The sequence below is a fragment of the Arthrobacter sp. 05T444 genome (assembly GCF_056395905.1).
The window spans coordinates 69,766-85,468 of the sequence record NZ_JBFTKK010000001.1 but is presented as its reverse complement, the minus strand read 5'-3'; the positions used below and the strand labels follow the sequence as shown (position 1 = coordinate 85,468).

11 protein-coding genes are annotated in these 15,703 nt (G+C 63.8%); 3 read left to right on the top strand and 8 right to left on the bottom strand.

From position 1 onward, the window contains the following. Positions 1–157: 157 nt before the first annotated feature. Both AC1DD3_RS00385 and AC1DD3_RS00380 read right to left on the bottom strand, forming a co-directional pair. Positions 158–1,798, bottom strand: a complete 1,641-nt coding sequence (locus AC1DD3_RS00385) for a peptide ABC transporter substrate-binding protein (protein ID WP_230118675.1) — start codon at positions 1,796–1,798, stop codon at positions 158–160. Between the two features lie 230 nt (positions 1,799–2,028). Next, positions 2,029–3,858, bottom strand: coding sequence for an ABC transporter ATP-binding protein (locus AC1DD3_RS00380; protein WP_230118674.1), 1,830 nt, complete (start codon positions 3,856–3,858; stop codon positions 2,029–2,031). A gap of 79 nt (positions 3,859–3,937) precedes the next feature. On the opposite strand from AC1DD3_RS00380, the gene AC1DD3_RS00375 reads away from it, so the two are divergent. Next, positions 3,938–4,567, top strand: coding sequence for a PH domain-containing protein (locus tag AC1DD3_RS00375; protein ID WP_230118673.1), 630 nt, complete (start codon positions 3,938–3,940; stop codon positions 4,565–4,567). A gap of 22 nt (positions 4,568–4,589) precedes the next feature. Here AC1DD3_RS00375 and AC1DD3_RS00370 read toward each other — a convergent pair whose 3' ends face one another. The 4 genes from AC1DD3_RS00370 to ychF form a co-directional block, all read right to left on the bottom strand. Continuing rightward, entirely contained in the window at positions 4,590–5,729 is a 1,140-nt protein-coding gene (locus AC1DD3_RS00370) for an ABC transporter permease (protein WP_230118672.1), read from the bottom strand. Continuing rightward, positions 5,726–7,267 (bottom strand): ABC transporter permease subunit, encoded by a 1,542-nt coding sequence (locus AC1DD3_RS00365; RefSeq protein ID WP_230118671.1) that lies wholly within the window; start codon positions 7,265–7,267, stop codon positions 5,726–5,728. The genes AC1DD3_RS00370 and AC1DD3_RS00365 overlap by 4 nt, the downstream gene beginning before the upstream one ends. Before the next feature lie 176 nt (positions 7,268–7,443). Then, a complete protein-coding gene (locus AC1DD3_RS00360; RefSeq protein WP_230118670.1) occupies positions 7,444–9,222 on the bottom strand; it encodes an ABC transporter family substrate-binding protein in 1,779 nt (592 codons plus the stop codon). 327 nt (positions 9,223–9,549) lie between these two features. Then, the gene (ychF, locus tag AC1DD3_RS00355; protein ID WP_230118669.1) at positions 9,550–10,635 is read right to left on the bottom strand and encodes a redox-regulated ATPase YchF; all 1,086 of its coding nucleotides are present in this window, start codon (positions 10,633–10,635) and stop codon (positions 9,550–9,552) included. 155 nt (positions 10,636–10,790) lie between these two features. On the opposite strand from ychF, the gene AC1DD3_RS00350 reads away from it, so the two are divergent. Further along, positions 10,791–12,032 (top strand): DNA recombination protein RmuC, encoded by a 1,242-nt coding sequence (locus tag AC1DD3_RS00350; protein ID WP_476880739.1) that lies wholly within the window; start codon positions 10,791–10,793, stop codon positions 12,030–12,032. A gap of 68 nt (positions 12,033–12,100) precedes the next feature. Here the strand turns inward: AC1DD3_RS00350 and AC1DD3_RS00345 are convergent, their stop codons facing one another. Then, complete coding sequence (locus AC1DD3_RS00345) at positions 12,101–13,177, bottom strand: 4-hydroxy-3-methylbut-2-enyl diphosphate reductase (RefSeq protein WP_476880738.1); 1,077 nt, start codon at positions 13,175–13,177, stop codon at positions 12,101–12,103. Positions 13,178–13,310: 133 nt separating this feature from the next. Then, positions 13,311–14,159, bottom strand: coding sequence for a hypothetical protein (locus tag AC1DD3_RS00340; RefSeq protein WP_476880737.1), 849 nt, complete (start codon positions 14,157–14,159; stop codon positions 13,311–13,313). A gap of 182 nt (positions 14,160–14,341) precedes the next feature. Between AC1DD3_RS00340 and xseA the strand changes: the two genes are divergently transcribed. Then, complete coding sequence (gene xseA / locus AC1DD3_RS00335) at positions 14,342–15,637, top strand: exodeoxyribonuclease VII large subunit (protein ID WP_476880736.1); 1,296 nt, start codon at positions 14,342–14,344, stop codon at positions 15,635–15,637. The last annotated feature ends 66 nt before the right edge of the window (positions 15,638–15,703 follow it).

Sequence of the window (15,703 nt, the reverse complement as noted above, 5' to 3'; positions counted from 1 at the left end):
TCAAAGAACCTTTTCACTATGGGTGCAGCCGACGCCGGTGCGGTCACGGCGGGCCGGCTGCGAAGTGCACCGGGCGAAGCGGGTGCTGAGAAATTGGGTGGAAGCAAGACAACGGCGGAGGCCCCAATCCAGGCAGCCCCCGCCGTCGTTTTAGTAGTTACTTGCCAGTGATGTTGTAGTAGAGCGGAACACCGTTCCACGCGTAGTCAACATTGGTGACCTGGTCGCTCCAGCCACCCTGGGAGACCTGGTACCACAGCGGGATGGCCGGAAGGTCCTGCAGGAGGATCTCCTGGGCCTTGTTCATCGCCGTGTTGCCCTCGCTGACCGAGGAGGCTTTCAGGCCATCGGAGACGGCCTTGTCGAACGCCGGGTTTGCGTATTCGGCGTCGTTGGAGCCTGCACCGGTCTTGTAGATCGGGCCGAGGAAGTTGTACAGCGACGGGTAGTCCGCCTGCCAGCCGGCGCGGATGGAGCCGGTCAGCGTCTTGGCGGTGGCGTCGTTGCGGGCTTCCTTGAACGTCGCATACGGCTTGCCTTCAACCTTGATGCCGAGGTTGTTCTTCAGCTGGTTGACGACTGCTTCAACCCAGGCCTTGTGGCCGCCCTTGTCGGCGTTGTAGGCAATGGTGAACGTCTTGTTGGCGTCCCACTTCTGGATGGCGTCGGCCTTGGCCCAGAGGTCCTTGGCCTTGGCGGCGTCGAACTTCAGGTTTTCCGAACCCGGGATGCTGTCGCTGTAGCCGTCCAGCACGGGAGCGGTGAAGTCCATGGCCGGCTTGCGCGCACCGTTGAAGATCACCTTGGTGATCTCGTCGCGGTTCATGGCCATGGAGATGGCCTGGCGGCGCAGCTTGCCCGCTTCGCCGCTCCACTCGGGCAGGTATTCCGGGATGGCGATCGTCTGGTTGCCGGCGTACGGCTTCTCGATGGTCCGCTCGCCCAGGTCGGACTTGAAGTTCTTGAGCGCGCTCGTGGGGATCGTCTGCAGCACGTCGAGGTTGTTGGACAGCAGGTCCTGGTACGCGGCGTCGTCGTTCTGGAAGATCTTGAAGGTCACGCCGGCGTTCTTGGCCTTGCGGGGACCGTTGTAGTCCGGATTCGGCACAAGCTGGATCTGCACGTTGTGCTGCCAGCCGCCGTCGGCCATCTTGTACGGGCCGTTGCCGACGGGCTTTTCGCCGTAACCCTTCGGGTCCTTCAGTGCGGCGGACGGAACCGGCACGAATGCGGAGTAACCGAGGCGCAGCGGCCAGTCGGATTCCGGCTGCTTCAGCTCAACGGTGAACGTCTGGTCGTCAACGACCTTCAGGCCGGACATAGTGTCTACCTTGGAGCCCTCTGCGCTGGCTTCGTCGTAGCCCTTGATGCTTTCAAAGAACGCACCGCTGAGCTGCGCGTTCTTCGCGGCGGCGCCGAAGTTCCAGGAATCCACGAAGGTCTTGGCGGTGATGACCTCGCCGTTGGTGAACTTCTGGTCCTTCTTGATCTTGATCGTGTAGTGCTGGGCGTCTTTGCCCTCGATCGACTCGGCGAGTTCGTTGACCGATTTGCCGCTGGGGTCATAGCTGACAAGACCTGCGAACATCATGTCGATGACCTTGCCGCCGCCAACTTCATTGGTGTCGGCCGGCATGAGCGGGCGCTGGGGTTCGGATCCATCGGCAAGAATGACCTTGCTCGAGTTTCCGGCTGCGTTGGAGCTGCCGGAGTTGGATCCGCCGCCGCCGCATCCGGTCAGGGCAAGTGCGGCGATAGCCATCATGCCCAGTGCTTTGGAAGTGCGCGAAAAACGCATTCCGCCTCCTATGTGTTGTGGGAGAGATTCAGGGGATATCTTTTGCATCCCCGCAGTCCAGGCACAGACGTATTGTGTGACGTGGGCTACATGAGGAAGAAGCCTAACCGCAAGTAGTCCAAATAGTGGTACGCCGTTGCCAAACCGTGACCGGGTTCAATCGCTTTAGCGCAGAGACCGCAAGTCACAAGTTACCGTCGAGTACTATACTCCACAAAATGTGGCGCAGGTTACTCCGCCGCCGTGGCGAGCAGCTGCGCCCTCAGCTCGCGCCGTTCGCGCTGCCTTTCCGGATCCGGCAGCGGTACGGCCGCCAGCAGCCTCTGCGTGTAGGGCTCCTGGGGGCTCCTGAGGATCTGGTCGCGCGTCCCCTGCTCCACGATGCGACCGCGCTGCATGACGCAGATCCTGTCCGCCAGGACGTCCACCACGGCAAGGTCATGCGTGACGAAGAGGCAGGCGAAGCCGAGCTCGCGCTGCAGGTTCTGGAAAAGCTCCAGGACCTTCGCCTGCACGGACACGTCCAGTGCCGACGTTGGCTCATCTGCCACCATGAGCTTGGGTTTCAGCGAGAGGGCGCGGGCAATACCCACGCGCTGTTTCTGCCCGCCGGAGAGCTCATGCGGATACCGGTTGCGGTAGTCGCGGGGAAGCTCAACCTGGTCTAGCAGCGCCTCGATGCGCTTCTGCAGGTCAGGACCCTTCGCCACCCCGGCGAGATACATAGGTTCGCCGATGCTTTCCCCGATGGGCAGGCGCGGGTTCAGGGACGAAGACGGATCCTGAAAGACCATCCCGATGTGGCGCCGCACCTGGTGCAGTTGCTTGCCGTTTTTCTTGGCCGCGGAAATATCCTGGCCCACCACGTGCATCTTGCCGGCGGCCACAGGCAGCAGCCCCACGGCTGCGCGCCCAATGGTGGTTTTTCCGGACCCTGACTCCCCAACGAGCCCCACGACCTGGCCGGGGTAGATGGTCAGGTTGGCACCCTCCACCGCCCGGAAGGCGGGCACGCGCCCCTGCTTGGGGTACTCGATGGCGACGTCCGTCAGTTCGAGGACCGGTTCGCCGGAGGCCCTGGCCGCCTCGGCAGCGGCCAGGGCCGCGGCATTCTCGCGCTCCCGGCGGGCCAGCTCCTCGCGGTCCACCGATTCAAGTTCGGCGTGCGTGGCGGCAGCCAGCGCGGCCGTCACGTCCACCTCCCCCTCTGAACCGGCGCCGCCCTGTCCGAGGTGGGGCACGGCGGCAAGCAGCGCCTGCGTGTAGGGGTGCTGAGGGTTGTGGAAGATCTGGTCGGCGGTGCCGGTCTCGACGATCAGCCCGCGGCGCATCACTGCGATCCGGTCGGCGAGGTCAGCGACGACGCCCATGTCGTGGGTGATTAGGACGATTGCACTATCGAGCTTGTTCCGCAGGTTCCTCATCAGGTCAAGGATTTCGGCCTGGACTGTCACGTCGAGGGCCGTCGTGGGTTCGTCCGCAATCAGCAGTTTGGGATCGCAGGAGAGCGACTGGGCGATCATGGCGCGTTGCCTTTGCCCGCCTGAGAGCTGGTGGGGGTATGACTTGAACGCCTTCTCGGGATCCGGGAGTTCCACGAGGTCCAGCATGCGCAGCGCGCGTTCCCGGGCCTCCCCGGGTGACACTTCGTTGTGCAGGCGCACAGTTTCGACAATTTGGGCGCCCACCGTGTAGACCGGGTTCAGGGCGGTCATGGGCTCCTGGAAAATGACGGCCACGTCCTTGCCGCGGACACTGCGAATGTTGGAGGCGTCGCCGCCGAGCAACTCCTTACCCGAGAGCTTGACACTGCCGGAGACCCGGCTGTTGCTGGGAAGCAGGCCCAGCAACGCCATGGAACTGGCACTCTTTCCCGAACCTGATTCACCGACGATCGCCAGGACCTCGCCGGCCCGGACTTCGTAGTTAAGTCCGACGGCGGCCGGAACCCACTTCTTGTCCACGCCGAAGTCGACGCTCAGGTCGCGCACCTCAAGGACGACAGCACCTATATTCTCGGGGCCGGTGAGGGCAGGGCCGTGGCTGATGTAGTCAGACATGTTGGGGTTTTCCTTCCACCCGGGCCAGCGGAGCAGCTGAAATTAGTGCTGCGGCTCGGAATCCTGAATTATTGGGGGCATGAGCACTGCGCCGCACGCCGAAAATGCTGTGATCTTCAAAGCCCGCACCAACAAATGGTTCGCCGGGCTTGCCTGGCTTGTGGCCGGCGTCGGGCTCGTCGGCACAGCAGTGACGGGCGGGGCCGGGTCGATGCTCGGCACCGGCCCGCTGCTCCTTATCGCCTATCTTGGCTGGCTGTTGTTTTGGCGGCCGTCCGTGGTGGTCCACGACGCCGGCGTCCGGCTCGAGAACCCCTTCCGGTCCGTCATGGTGCCCTGGGCTGCCCTCGTCCATGTGGATACGAGGTACGCCCTGACCCTGGTCACACCGTCCAGAAGCTACGGTGCCTGGGCAGCGCCCGCTCCCGGCATCTGGGGCGGACGCAACGCCCGCCCGGAAGACCTCCACGGCCTGCCGGGGACCACCTACGGCCCCGGGAATTCCGTCCGGCCAGGTGACCTGAAAAGCACCGACTCCGGGCAGGCGGCACAGCTGGTCCGCACCCGCTGGCAGCAGCTGGTCGAATCCGGGGCCATTGACGCCGGAAACGCTGCGGCCACCCCGGTGTTGATAACCGTCCGCTGGCTGGAGGTGGGCGGCACCGTGCTGCTCCTTGCGTTCAGCATCTGGGGCGTTGCCCTGCTGTAGCCCTGGGCGCTGCGGTAGCACGTCAGGCTCCCCGGTGTTCGCCGGCCGCGTTCCCGCCCACGGTTCCGCCGTCAATGGCCGTCACCGGCGTTTTCTCCGCTGCTGGAGAGCCGCCTGCGGCCCGCGCCTTCTTGGCATTGAACTTCTTCTGGCGCGGATCAAACGCGTCCCGCAGTCCGTCGCCGATGAAGTTGATGCTGAGGCAAATGAGGACGATGAAGAGGCCCGGGAACCAGAACAGCCACGGCCGGGTCGCAAAGGCTTCCTGGTTCTGCGAAATGAGCAGGCCGAGGGAGGTGTCAGGAGACTTGACGCCGACGCCCAGGTAGCTCAGTGCGGTCTCGGTCAGAATCGCCGCGGACATCGTCAGCGTGACGTTGACGATCAGCACTCCCACGGCGTTGGGCAGGATGTGCTTGAAGATGATCCTGGCGTTGCTCGCTCCCGATATCCGCGCGGCGTCAACAAATTCACGCTCCCGCAGGGAGAGGAATTCACCGCGCATGAGCCTTGCCAGCCCCACCCAGCTGATCAGCCCGAGGAAAATGCCGAGTGCCAGGACGCCGTTGGAGCTGGCGAAGGTGGCAAACCAGCTGCCCTCATCCCGCCGGCCCGCGAACTGGGCCATGACCGCCGCGAGGAGCAGTGCAGGGACGATGATGATGACGTCCGTGAGGCGCATGAGGATGGCTTCCATCCAGCCCCTGAAGTAGCCGGACAGGGCGCCGACGACCACGCCGATGAGCCCGGCAATAAGACCGATGACCAGCATGATGGTGATGGACTGCTGGGCCCCGCGCATTGTCATGGCGAACAGGTCGCGGCCGATCCGGTCCTGTCCGAAAGGATGTTCACCCCAGGCCAGAGGCCAAAGCGAAGCTGTTGGCGCACCGTCGTTGACCAGCGGCGAAACGTCCTCGTGGCCGTAGCGCCACCATCCGGGGATCCCTGCATACCCCACGGCGGTGAAGGCCATGATGAAAATGATGGCAAAGACGATGAGGCCCACGATCGCCCCGGAATGGCCGAGGAACCGCTTGCGGACGATCTGTCCCTGGCTTAGTCCTTTGGCCTCGATAACGGGCTCGATGCCGGCAGCCGCCTGCTGTTTCAGGCTGGCCTGCTCCGCCACGATTTCGTCCTGCTGACTCGGCTGGCTCATGCTTTTACCCTTACTCGTGGATCCAGTGCGGAGTAGGCAAGGTCCGCGATGAGGTTGAACACCATGGCCGTGATGGCGACGCAGATAAAGACGCCCATGACCGGGTTGGGGTCAACGTGCAGAATGCCATCGAGGAACAGGAAGCCCATGCCGCGGACGGAGAACACCGTCTCCGTGATCACGGCACCGCCGATGAGCCCGCCAATGTCGAAGGCAACGATCGTGGCGACCGGGATGAGGGCGTTCCGGAACGCGTGGCGCATCACCACGGTCCGTTCAGAAACGCCTTTGGCCCGGGCCGTTCGAATGTAGTCCATGTTCATGATTTCGAGCATGGAGGCTCGGGTGAACCTGGTGTAGCCGGCCAGCGAGATGAGGATGAGCGCCGTGGTGGGCAGGATCAGGTGGGTGAATGAATCGAGCCCAAGTACCCAGAAATCCCCCTCGATGTTCGGGGTGCCGGCACCGATGGTGGCGATGGGGCGTCCCCGCACCCTCCCGTTGTTGAAGTACGCCGGCCACGCCTGCATGAACCGGTCCAGCAGGACGAGAAATCCCAGGAGGACGGACGTAATGGCTGCGGCGCGCATGGATTGGCCGCGGTCATAGCCGCCCACCAAGTAGCCGATCGCCATGCCGACAAGAACGGTGGCGACGGCGAGCAGCACAATCATGAGGAAGGTCGCCTGATTGAGCAGCGGCTGGATGAGGAAGTACGCGACCACGCCCACGCAGACGGCGATGAGTGCGGACTGCAACGCCTTCCGGTTCCTGAGCCCTGCCGTCAACAGGGTCACCGCAAAGGCGAGTCCGACGCCGGCAATGGCGATGACCACAGGCCCGAGCCCTGGAGTCTTAAACCATTGGGTGACCGAGAAGTAGATGAGCACTGCCGTCACGACGGCGAATACGATCCCGCCCGTCAATACCCGCCGCTTCGTGTCCCCACCTGCAACCACCATGGCCACCAGGCCGAACACCACGCCGATGCCTATGGCCAGCGGAAGCGGTATCTGCGGATTCCTGAGGAAGTCGTTGAAGCCGATGGCGCCGAATTCCTTAAGCAGTACGGCGACCCAGAAAATGGGGAGGGAAAAGAACAGGAAGGCCATGAAAGTCACGCCGTAGTCCAACGTGCTGTACTGCCGCAATGCCGTGATGATGCCGAGCGTAATGCCCACGAGGATCGCCAGGACGGCGGCGCCGGTAACCAGCGTGAGTGTCTGCACGAGGGCATGCCCCAACGCATCGGTTATGGGCTGTCCAGCGATGTTCTTGCCGAGATCGCAGGAGCCGGCGAACGGCACGAGGCACTTGGCGGCGCCGCCGAGCCATTTGAAGTACCGCAGCGGAGCCGGGGTGTCCAGATCCAGGAGTGCGGACCTTGAATCCATCAGCTGCTGTTTATTGGGCTGGCTGCTGGCCCGGAACTCTGCAAGCGGATCACCGGACGCCGCGGTCAGCAGATACACCAGGAAGGATGCACCCAGAAGAATGAGTGCCGCGGTGACTAGCCGCCGGACGATGTAGGTCACCATTTTGATAGAACCTCAGTATTCGGGCCCAGGGATTGCCCGGACCGGTCGCAGGTTTGGCCGTGCCCGCCTGTTGTGTTTCGGCAGCGGCACAGGCGGGAGATGTCGCTGCAAGGCGCCGGGACCATGGTGCTTGATCCCGGCGCCTCAGCTACCTTGTTGCGGTTGTGGTCATCGGCTTACTTCTCGGCCCACTCCCAGAAGTTCCACCAGACGCCCGTCTGGTTCGGCATGAACTTCACTCCGGTGATGCGGTCGCTGTAGGCGTCCACTCCAACGGACTGGAACAGAGGAAGGCCGTAGGCAGAGGCCCAGATCTTCTTGTCGACCTGCTTGATGAGGTCGTCCTGCTTGCCCCGGTCGGTCGTCACGATGAGTTCATCCATCAGCTTGTCGGCCTCGGGATCGCTGAACTTGTTGAAGTTGGAACCGTTGCCCGTCCGGAAGATCTGCGGCACGCCGGAGACTCCAACGCCCGGGTTGATCCAACCGAAGATCGTGGCGTCGTAACCGCCCTTGCCCAGCGCCTTACCCCAGTCAGAGGCGCCAAGGCCGCCGTCGACGATCTTGAAGCCCGCCTTGGTTGCCGACTCGCGGATCAGGGAGAAGGCATCCACACGGTTCGGGTTGTCCTTGTTGTACATGATCCGGATTTCCGGAGTCTTGCCGGCGAGGAGCTTCTTGGCTCCGTCAACGTCAGCGTCCTGGTACGCCGAGGCGCCGTTTTCCTTCACGGAGTCTGCGTAGGCAGGCTGGGCCGGAACAAAGAGCTGCGAATCCAGCGGCTTCGCTTCCGGATCAAGCTTCTTTACGATCTTGTCGACGATGTCCTTGCGGGGAACCGTCTTCATGAATGCTTCGCGGACGTTCTTGTCTGCCAGCGGTCCTGAGAAGTTAAGGTCGATGTGGTCGTAGGAGAGCTGGTTGCCCTGCTCTACGGTCACGCCCTGGCTCTCAAGTGCCTTCAGCTGGTCAAGCGTGTCTGCGGAGGCCTGCGGGGCGATGATATCCGCCTCGCCATTTTTCAGTGCCTGGACCTGGGCAGGAGAGGAACCGATGTAGCGGACGGTGATTTCATCGAGCTTGGCTTCGGGGCCCCAGTTGTAGTCCTTGTTCTTGACCATGGTCAGGGACTGGTCCTGGTTGACGCTCTTGACGATGAAGGGACCGTTGGACAGGAACAGGCTCGGATCACTCGGCAGGGTCTTGGAGTCGAATCCGGTGTTCCAGAGATCAGACATTGCCTTAAGCTTGGCGTCGGCAGGCTTCGGGGCCTTGGAGTCGCCGCGCGGCATGCCCTTGAGGAGGTCAATGAACGCCTGGGTGTCCGCCAGGCCGGCTTTCTTCGCCAGCACGTGCGCCGGGATGTCAATCCCGGGTCCGCCAAGTGCGATTTCCCAGTCAGCGAACGGCTTGGAGTACTTGATGGTCATCGAGTGGTTGTTGTCGCCGATTTCCGGGAAGTCCGTGAGGGCGAGGCCGGTGGGGTCACCCGCGTAGGAGAAGTACGACGTTCCGGCTTTCCCATCGGCGTCGGCGTCGTTGTAGTAGCCGGAGAAGGCAGCCCATTGGAGGAGGAGATCCGCTGCCGTGACGGGCGTGCCGTCCGACCATTTGACGCCTTCGTTGATGGTGTACTTGACGGTCAAGGGATCATCGGAGGTCTTTTCCATCTTGCCGAACTTTTCATTGCGGACAACGTTGAGCTTGTTGTCGATGTAGTAAAAGCCCGAGTGGGTGGCGTAGCTGACCTTCGAGTTGATGTCAGTGTTGCCGTCGGCCGTATTGGGGTTGAACGTATTGAACGCATTCACCTCGACCACAGTGGCGGTGCCCCCCTGTTTGCCGGCCGCGTTGCTTGACGGGGTTGTCCCGGTGTTGGTGCTGGCGCAGGCGCTGAGCGCCAGCGCCGCAGCCGCGGCAACGCCTACTGCTTTGGAAATACGACCAAATCGCATTCCGCCTCCTATGTCTCTTTAGTGTGGAAAGGACCGCCGCTGTAGACGCCGGCCAGACCGCCACATCCCCCCAGTGAGCATGTGGCATGTCTCACATGGGAAGTAGCCTAGACCCGAAGGCGGGGGCTGCGGACCGAAAGTTGTCCCTCAGTAAAGGTTGTTATCGAGATGCAACCTAGGCGGAAACTGGAGGTGGCATTCTGCAAGAAACGCTTGACTGCATCGGTGCGGGTGGGTATGCGCGCCAATCACAGCAAAAGCCCCGATCCTAGGGATCAGGGCTCCTACTTGTTAATTCTCAATCACTGAAGAGTGCGTACCGCAACCTCAGACGTTGAAGCGGAACTCGACGACGTCGCCGTCGGCCATGACGTATTCCTTGCCTTCGATGCGGACCTTGCCGCGGGACTTCGCCTCGGCCATGGAACCGGCATCGATGAGGTCCCCGAAGGAAACAACTTCGGCCTTGATGAACCCGCGCTGAAAGTCCGAGTGGATGACGCCGGCCGCCTGCGGCGCGGTGTCGCCCTGGTGGATGGTCCACGCGCGGGTTTCCTTCGGGCCTGCCGTCAGGTACGTCTGCAGCCCGAGGGTGTGGAAGCCCACTCGGGCAAGTTGGTCCAGGCCGGATTCATCCTGCCCGTTCATTTCCAGCATTTCACGCGCTTCCTCCTCATCCAGCTCCACGAGGTCGGACTCGAGCTTGGCGTCGAGGAAGATGCAGTCTGCAGGCGCGACCATGGCGCGGAGCTCTTCCTGCTTCTCGGGGCTGCCCAGGATTCCTTCGTCCGCGTTGAAGACGTAGATGAAAGGCTTGGCCGTCAGGAGGCTGAGTTCCTTGAGGTGCTCCATCTCAAGCTTGTCGCTCTTGACCGAGGAGAAGATGGTGTCGCCGCGTTCCAGCACCACCTGGGCCGCCTTGATGGCGGCCAGCTCCGCGGCCTCGCGCTTCTTGATCTTGACTTCTTTTTCGATCCTGGGGACGGCCTTTTCGATCGTCTGGAGGTCAGCCAGGATCAGCTCGGTGTTGATGGTCTCCATGTCGGAGCGCGGGTCCACCTTGCCGTCGACGTGGATAACGTCGGGGTCGTCGAACACGCGGACGACCTGGGCGATCGCCTCGGCCTCCCGGATGTTGGCGAGGAACTGGTTGCCCAGGCCCTCGCCTTCGGACGCACCTTTGACGATGCCGGCGATGTCAACAAAAGACACCGCGGCCGGCAGCAAACGCTGGGACCCGAAAATCTCCGCGAGCTGCTGAAGCCGGGGGTCGGGCAGGTTCACGACGCCGACATTCGGTTCGATGGTGGCGAACGGATAGTTCGCCGCAAGCACCTGATTACGGGTCAGGGCGTTGAAAAGAGTTGATTTGCCGACGTTGGGCAGTCCGACGATGCCAATAGTAAGAGCCACGGACATTGATTCTACCCGTTACGGCGGCGCCGGCGGCTACCGGCGCCCCGCTGCCGGACGCGCGGGCCTGCGGCAGACACAGTTCAATTGAGGCCTGCGGCCGTGGCGCCGTTGCCTTCGGCAAAAATGTCGCACCTGCATGCCACAGTGAATGCATGGATTCTTTTTCAGTCATTCTGGCCCTCCTGATGCTGCTGCTCGGCGCCCTGGCGGGGGCAGCCTTCGCCTACACGGTCTTGCGCCGCCGGAGCGCCGCGCTTGAAGCGGATTTCGACGGCGTTTCGGCGCGGCTTTCGGAGGTCAGCGCCCACTACGCTGCTGCCGACGCCGAGCGGAAGCTGCTGGCCGTCCAGAACAGGGAGCTGGGCGAATCCCGGCAGCAGGACGGCAGCGTGCTGCGGGCTTTGGCGCCGGTTGCCGAAAAACTGACGGCCGTCCAGCAACAGGTCTCCCTGCTGGAACGGGACAGGCTCGAGCAATATGGGCAGCTGGCACAGCAACTGCAGGAAGCCAGGCTCTCGGACGAACAGCTGATGAGGTCCACGCACGCACTCGAATCGGCGCTGCGTTCCAACAGCGCGCGCGGCCAGTGGGGCGAGGTGCAGTTGCGCCGGGTGGTTGAAGCCGCCGGGATGCTTCGCCACGTCGATTTCCACGAGCAACTCCACAGCCAGGGTTCTGACTCGTCGGTCCGTCCGGACCTGGTGGTTCAGCTGCCCGGCGACAAGCAGCTCGTGGTGGACGCCAAGGTGCCGCTGTCCGCGTACCTTGAGGCACAGGATCTTGGCCAGCCGGACAGGGACAAGGCTGTGCTGACCCAGTCAACCCAGCAGGCACTCCTGACAGCCCATGCCAAGGCTCTCAAGACCCATGTGGATGCCCTCAGCAACAAGAAGTACTGGGACATATCGGGCAACTCCCCTGAACTCGTCATTTGCTTCCTGCCGGCGGAGTCAATCCTCGCCGCCGCGCTGTCCGCTGATCCCGGGCTTTTGGACCACGCCCTTTCCAAGAACGTGGTCCTTGCTTCGCCCGGCACGCTCCTGGCCGTACTCAAGTCCGTGGCGTTCACGTGGCGGCAGGACGTCCTGACGGACAGTGCCCGCGAACTGTTCGAACTCGCCCGGCAGCTCTACGAGCGGATGGGGACACTCGGCGACAACGTCAGCAAGCTGGGGTCTTCGCTGAAATCGTCGGTCGACCGTTACAACTCAATGGTGGGCACCCTTGAAGCACGGGTCCTCCCCACGGCGCGGAAACTGAATGCCCTTGACGCGGCCGGGCTTGTGACGCCTCCGGCGGTCCAGGTCACACCCCGCTCCGTTTCCGCTCCCGAACTGCAGGCCACCGACCAGACCGGCCGGGAACTCGAGGAAGCGTCCGAAGACGCCGCGTAGGCAGGCGCCACGTCCGGGAGCCGCCGGGCCGACCGCACTTCCGGACACGGCCCCGTCGGGAAGGTGAGTTAGCGCGAGCGCCTGCCGCCGAGGGCACGGGAGACGTCGCCGGCTTCCTTGAGGGTGGCGCGGAGCTCCTTGGGCAGGGAGAACAGCAGATCCTCCTCTGCGGTGACTACCTCCTCGACAGCGCCGTAGCCGTAGTCGGCCAGGAGGCGGAGGACGTCCTTTACCAGCACCTCCGGCACGGATGCACCGGACGTGACTCCAACGGTGGCGACACCTTCAAACCAGGCCTCATCCACCTCGTTCGCGAAATCCACGCGGTAGGAAGCCTTGGCACCATACTCCAAGGCGACCTCAACCAGCCGCACCGAGTTGGAAGAGTTCGCCGATCCGACGACGATTACCAGATCCGCCTGGGGCGCAATCTTCTTGATGGCCACCTGGCGGTTCGTGGTGGCGTAGCAGATGTCATCACTGGGCGGGTCCTGGAGGGTCGGGAACCGAGCCTTGAGCAGCCTAACAGTTTCCATGGTTTCGTCAACGCTCAGTGTGGTCTGGGAAAGCCAGATCACCTTTTCCGGGTCCCGGACGGTCACCTTGTCCACTTCGTGCGGGCCGTTGATGATTTGGATGTGCTCCGGGGCTTCGCCGGCGGTTCCCTCGACTTCCTCGTGGCCGTCGTGGCCGATGAGGAGGATGTCGAAGTCGTCTTTCGCGAAGCGGACCGCTTCCTTGTGGACCTTGGTCACCAGGGGGCACGTGGCGTCGATGGTGCGCAGACCGCGCTCCTCAGCAGACTGGACCACGGCCGGGGACACGCCGTGGGCTGAGAAGATCACCAGGGCGCCCTCGGGCACCTCATCGGTTTCATCGACGAAAATGGCGCCCTGTTCTTCAAGGGAACTGACCACGTGCACGTTGTGGACGATTTGCTTGCGGACGTATACAGGGGGCCCGTAGTGTTCCAGAGCCTTCTCAACGGCGATCACGGCGCGGTCCACACCGGCGCAGTATCCGCGCGGAGCCGCCAGCAGAACCCTCTTGGTGCCGGTAACCGGCGCGGCTGCCAGAACTTCCTCCGGCGGACGCCGCCTGCGCGGGACGGTTGGCATCGAAAGGGAGACTGCTGAGGAGGTCATTTCTCCATGCTACCGGGTGCGGGACTTCGCCCCGGGTGCGCGGCCGCTACTGTAAATCGGCCGCTCCGGTAAATCGGTCGGTCCGGCGATTCAGCCGGTCCGTCACGCCGGGGGTGATCACGGCGAGAGGTGCTCAGCCCTTGCGGGCGCGGGCGCCGATGATCCCGGCCACGAGTCCTGCTGCCAGAAGCGCGGCTCCGGTGATCGCGGCAGCGAGGATCCAGGACCCGAAACCAGCCGTCGATGCTGCCACGAACTCCCGCTTGAACAGGTCCGCCACTTCGTTTCCGCTTGCAGTGCCCACGACGGCGTCCGAGGCCCAGCTTGACCCCAGGTTCCACAGCCCGGCAAGCGCAAGCGCTCCGATACCGATTCCTGCCAGCACTTTCCAGCGGCGCCGGGCAACAAGGAGGGCCAGGAGGAACGCGATTCCTGCCCCGATGGCCAGACTGTAACCGACCGGGGCGTACACGGCGACCCGTTCGATAAGCTGCCGCTGGTTGGACTGGCCGATGTTTACGAGGGTCTGGGCCGGCGCCTCCAGCGGAACCCCCGCCTTGGCCGAGACCTGTTTCGTCACCAGGGCCACGAGTGGCGCCACATCCAGGGTGACGGAAGTCGCGGAGTCGGCGTCGGGCGGAAGGGTGGCTGGGGCTGCAAAGTTGAGGCGGTGGCTCTTTCGCAGCGTCTCTTCCCAGGCTGCAGGGTATCCCGGCAGTCCCGTGAGAGACGCGGCAGCCGATTCCAGCACCGGCCGGACGAGCTCTGACAGGGGTCCGGGGATGCTGCCCGCCGTGTCGATACTCGCCACGGCTGCAGTTGCAAGGCGCTTCTGAAAAGTCGGATCCTTACCCAAGGGGGCGGCCAGTGCCGCAAATCCGTCCTCCTGCACGATATTGCGGTCCACCCAGATGGCCGGGACAGCAATCGCTGACAGCAGCAGGCCAAGGATGACGGCCAAGGCCGAAACAAAAGAGCGCAAGGGGGTTCCTAGCTGGTCGGGGTTCCTGGCTGGCAGTTGGGACACTGCCATCCTAGGGGCGTCGCCGCATGTTCAAAAAATGTCGGCAACCGGTGATAAAGCTATGGATAGAGTTGGTTAACCCACCGCGAAGGCAAAGGACCGCCACATGCATCAGGCAATCACGGCTACCCGGGCAGCGCATGGCTGAAAATGCCACCGTGCCGGCCGGGGGTCCCACAACGGTGCCCGCCACCGCCGCCGATACCAGCCCGGACAACCCGTGGCCGCTGCAGTTGCTGTCCCAAAAACTCAAGACGCACATTGAACGGGCACCGGCCGCGTGGGTGGAGGGACAGGTCATCGAGCTGAACCGCCGCGGCAGCAGCGCATTCCTGACACTCCGGGACGTGGATGCCGAGATTTCCCTTCCGGCTTCCATCTGGTCCAAGGTCCTCGACCGCCAGGAGACCCCGCTCGAACGCGGAAGCAGGGTGGTAGCCCTCCTCAAGGCCGAGTTCTGGCTGAAGACCGGCCGCCTGAACATGTCCGTCAAAGACATCCGCCCGGTGGGCCTGGGCGACCTCCTCGCCCGGATCGAACGGCTGCGCCACGCCCTCGCTGCCGAAGGTCTCTTCGCCGAGTCCCGGAAGAAGCGGCTGCCACTCCTCCCCCACCGCATCGGCCTGATCACCGGCCGGGACTCGGACGCCAAGAAGGATGTCCTCCGCAACGCGGCCCTGCGCTGGCCCGCCGTCGAGTTTGAGGTCCGCGAAGTCGCCGTCCAGGGAAATACAGCGGTTGCACAGATTATTGGTGCCCTGAGGGAACTCGACTCCCGCCCCGACGTCGACGTCATCGTCATTGCACGCGGAGGCGGCGCACTGGAGGACCTCCTGCCCTTCAGCAACGAGGAACTGATCCGTGCCGTCGCCGGCGTCCTGACCCCTGTCGTGAGCGCTATCGGGCACGAGGCGGACCGTCCCATCCTGGACGACGTCGCCGACCTGCGCGCGTCCACCCCGACGGACGCCGCCAAGCGGATAGTTCCGGAGGTCTCTGAAGAGCTCGCCCGAGTGCGCCAGGCCGAGGCCCAACTGCACCGCTCGGTGACGCAGCTCGTTGCCAGGGAGTCCGACCGCCTCGCCGCGCTGAGGTCCCGCCCCGTCCTTGCCGCGCCCGAAGGCATGGTCTCCGCGCGCGCGGACGACGTGGAACGGCTTGGCCGCCGATCGACTGCAGCCATCAGCGCCGCCGTCACAAGGGCCGCCGACCAGCTTGTGCATCTTCAGGCCCAGGTCCGCGCCCTGTCACCCCAGCAGACCCTGGACCGCGGATACGCCGTGGTCCAGCTCGCCGGAGGCAAGGCCCCGGGCACGGAAGGGGCCGTCGTTCGCCATCCGGCCCAGGTTCCGTCCGGGACAGAGCTCTCCGTCCGTGTCGCGGGCGGGCGGTTCGGTGCCACCTCCATTGGAGGGCACCAGGCGTCAGGTGCCTGACCCAGCGAACCCGGCCCCATCCTCCGAATTAATCCCACCCGCGAAACCAGCCAGACCAACCCGACA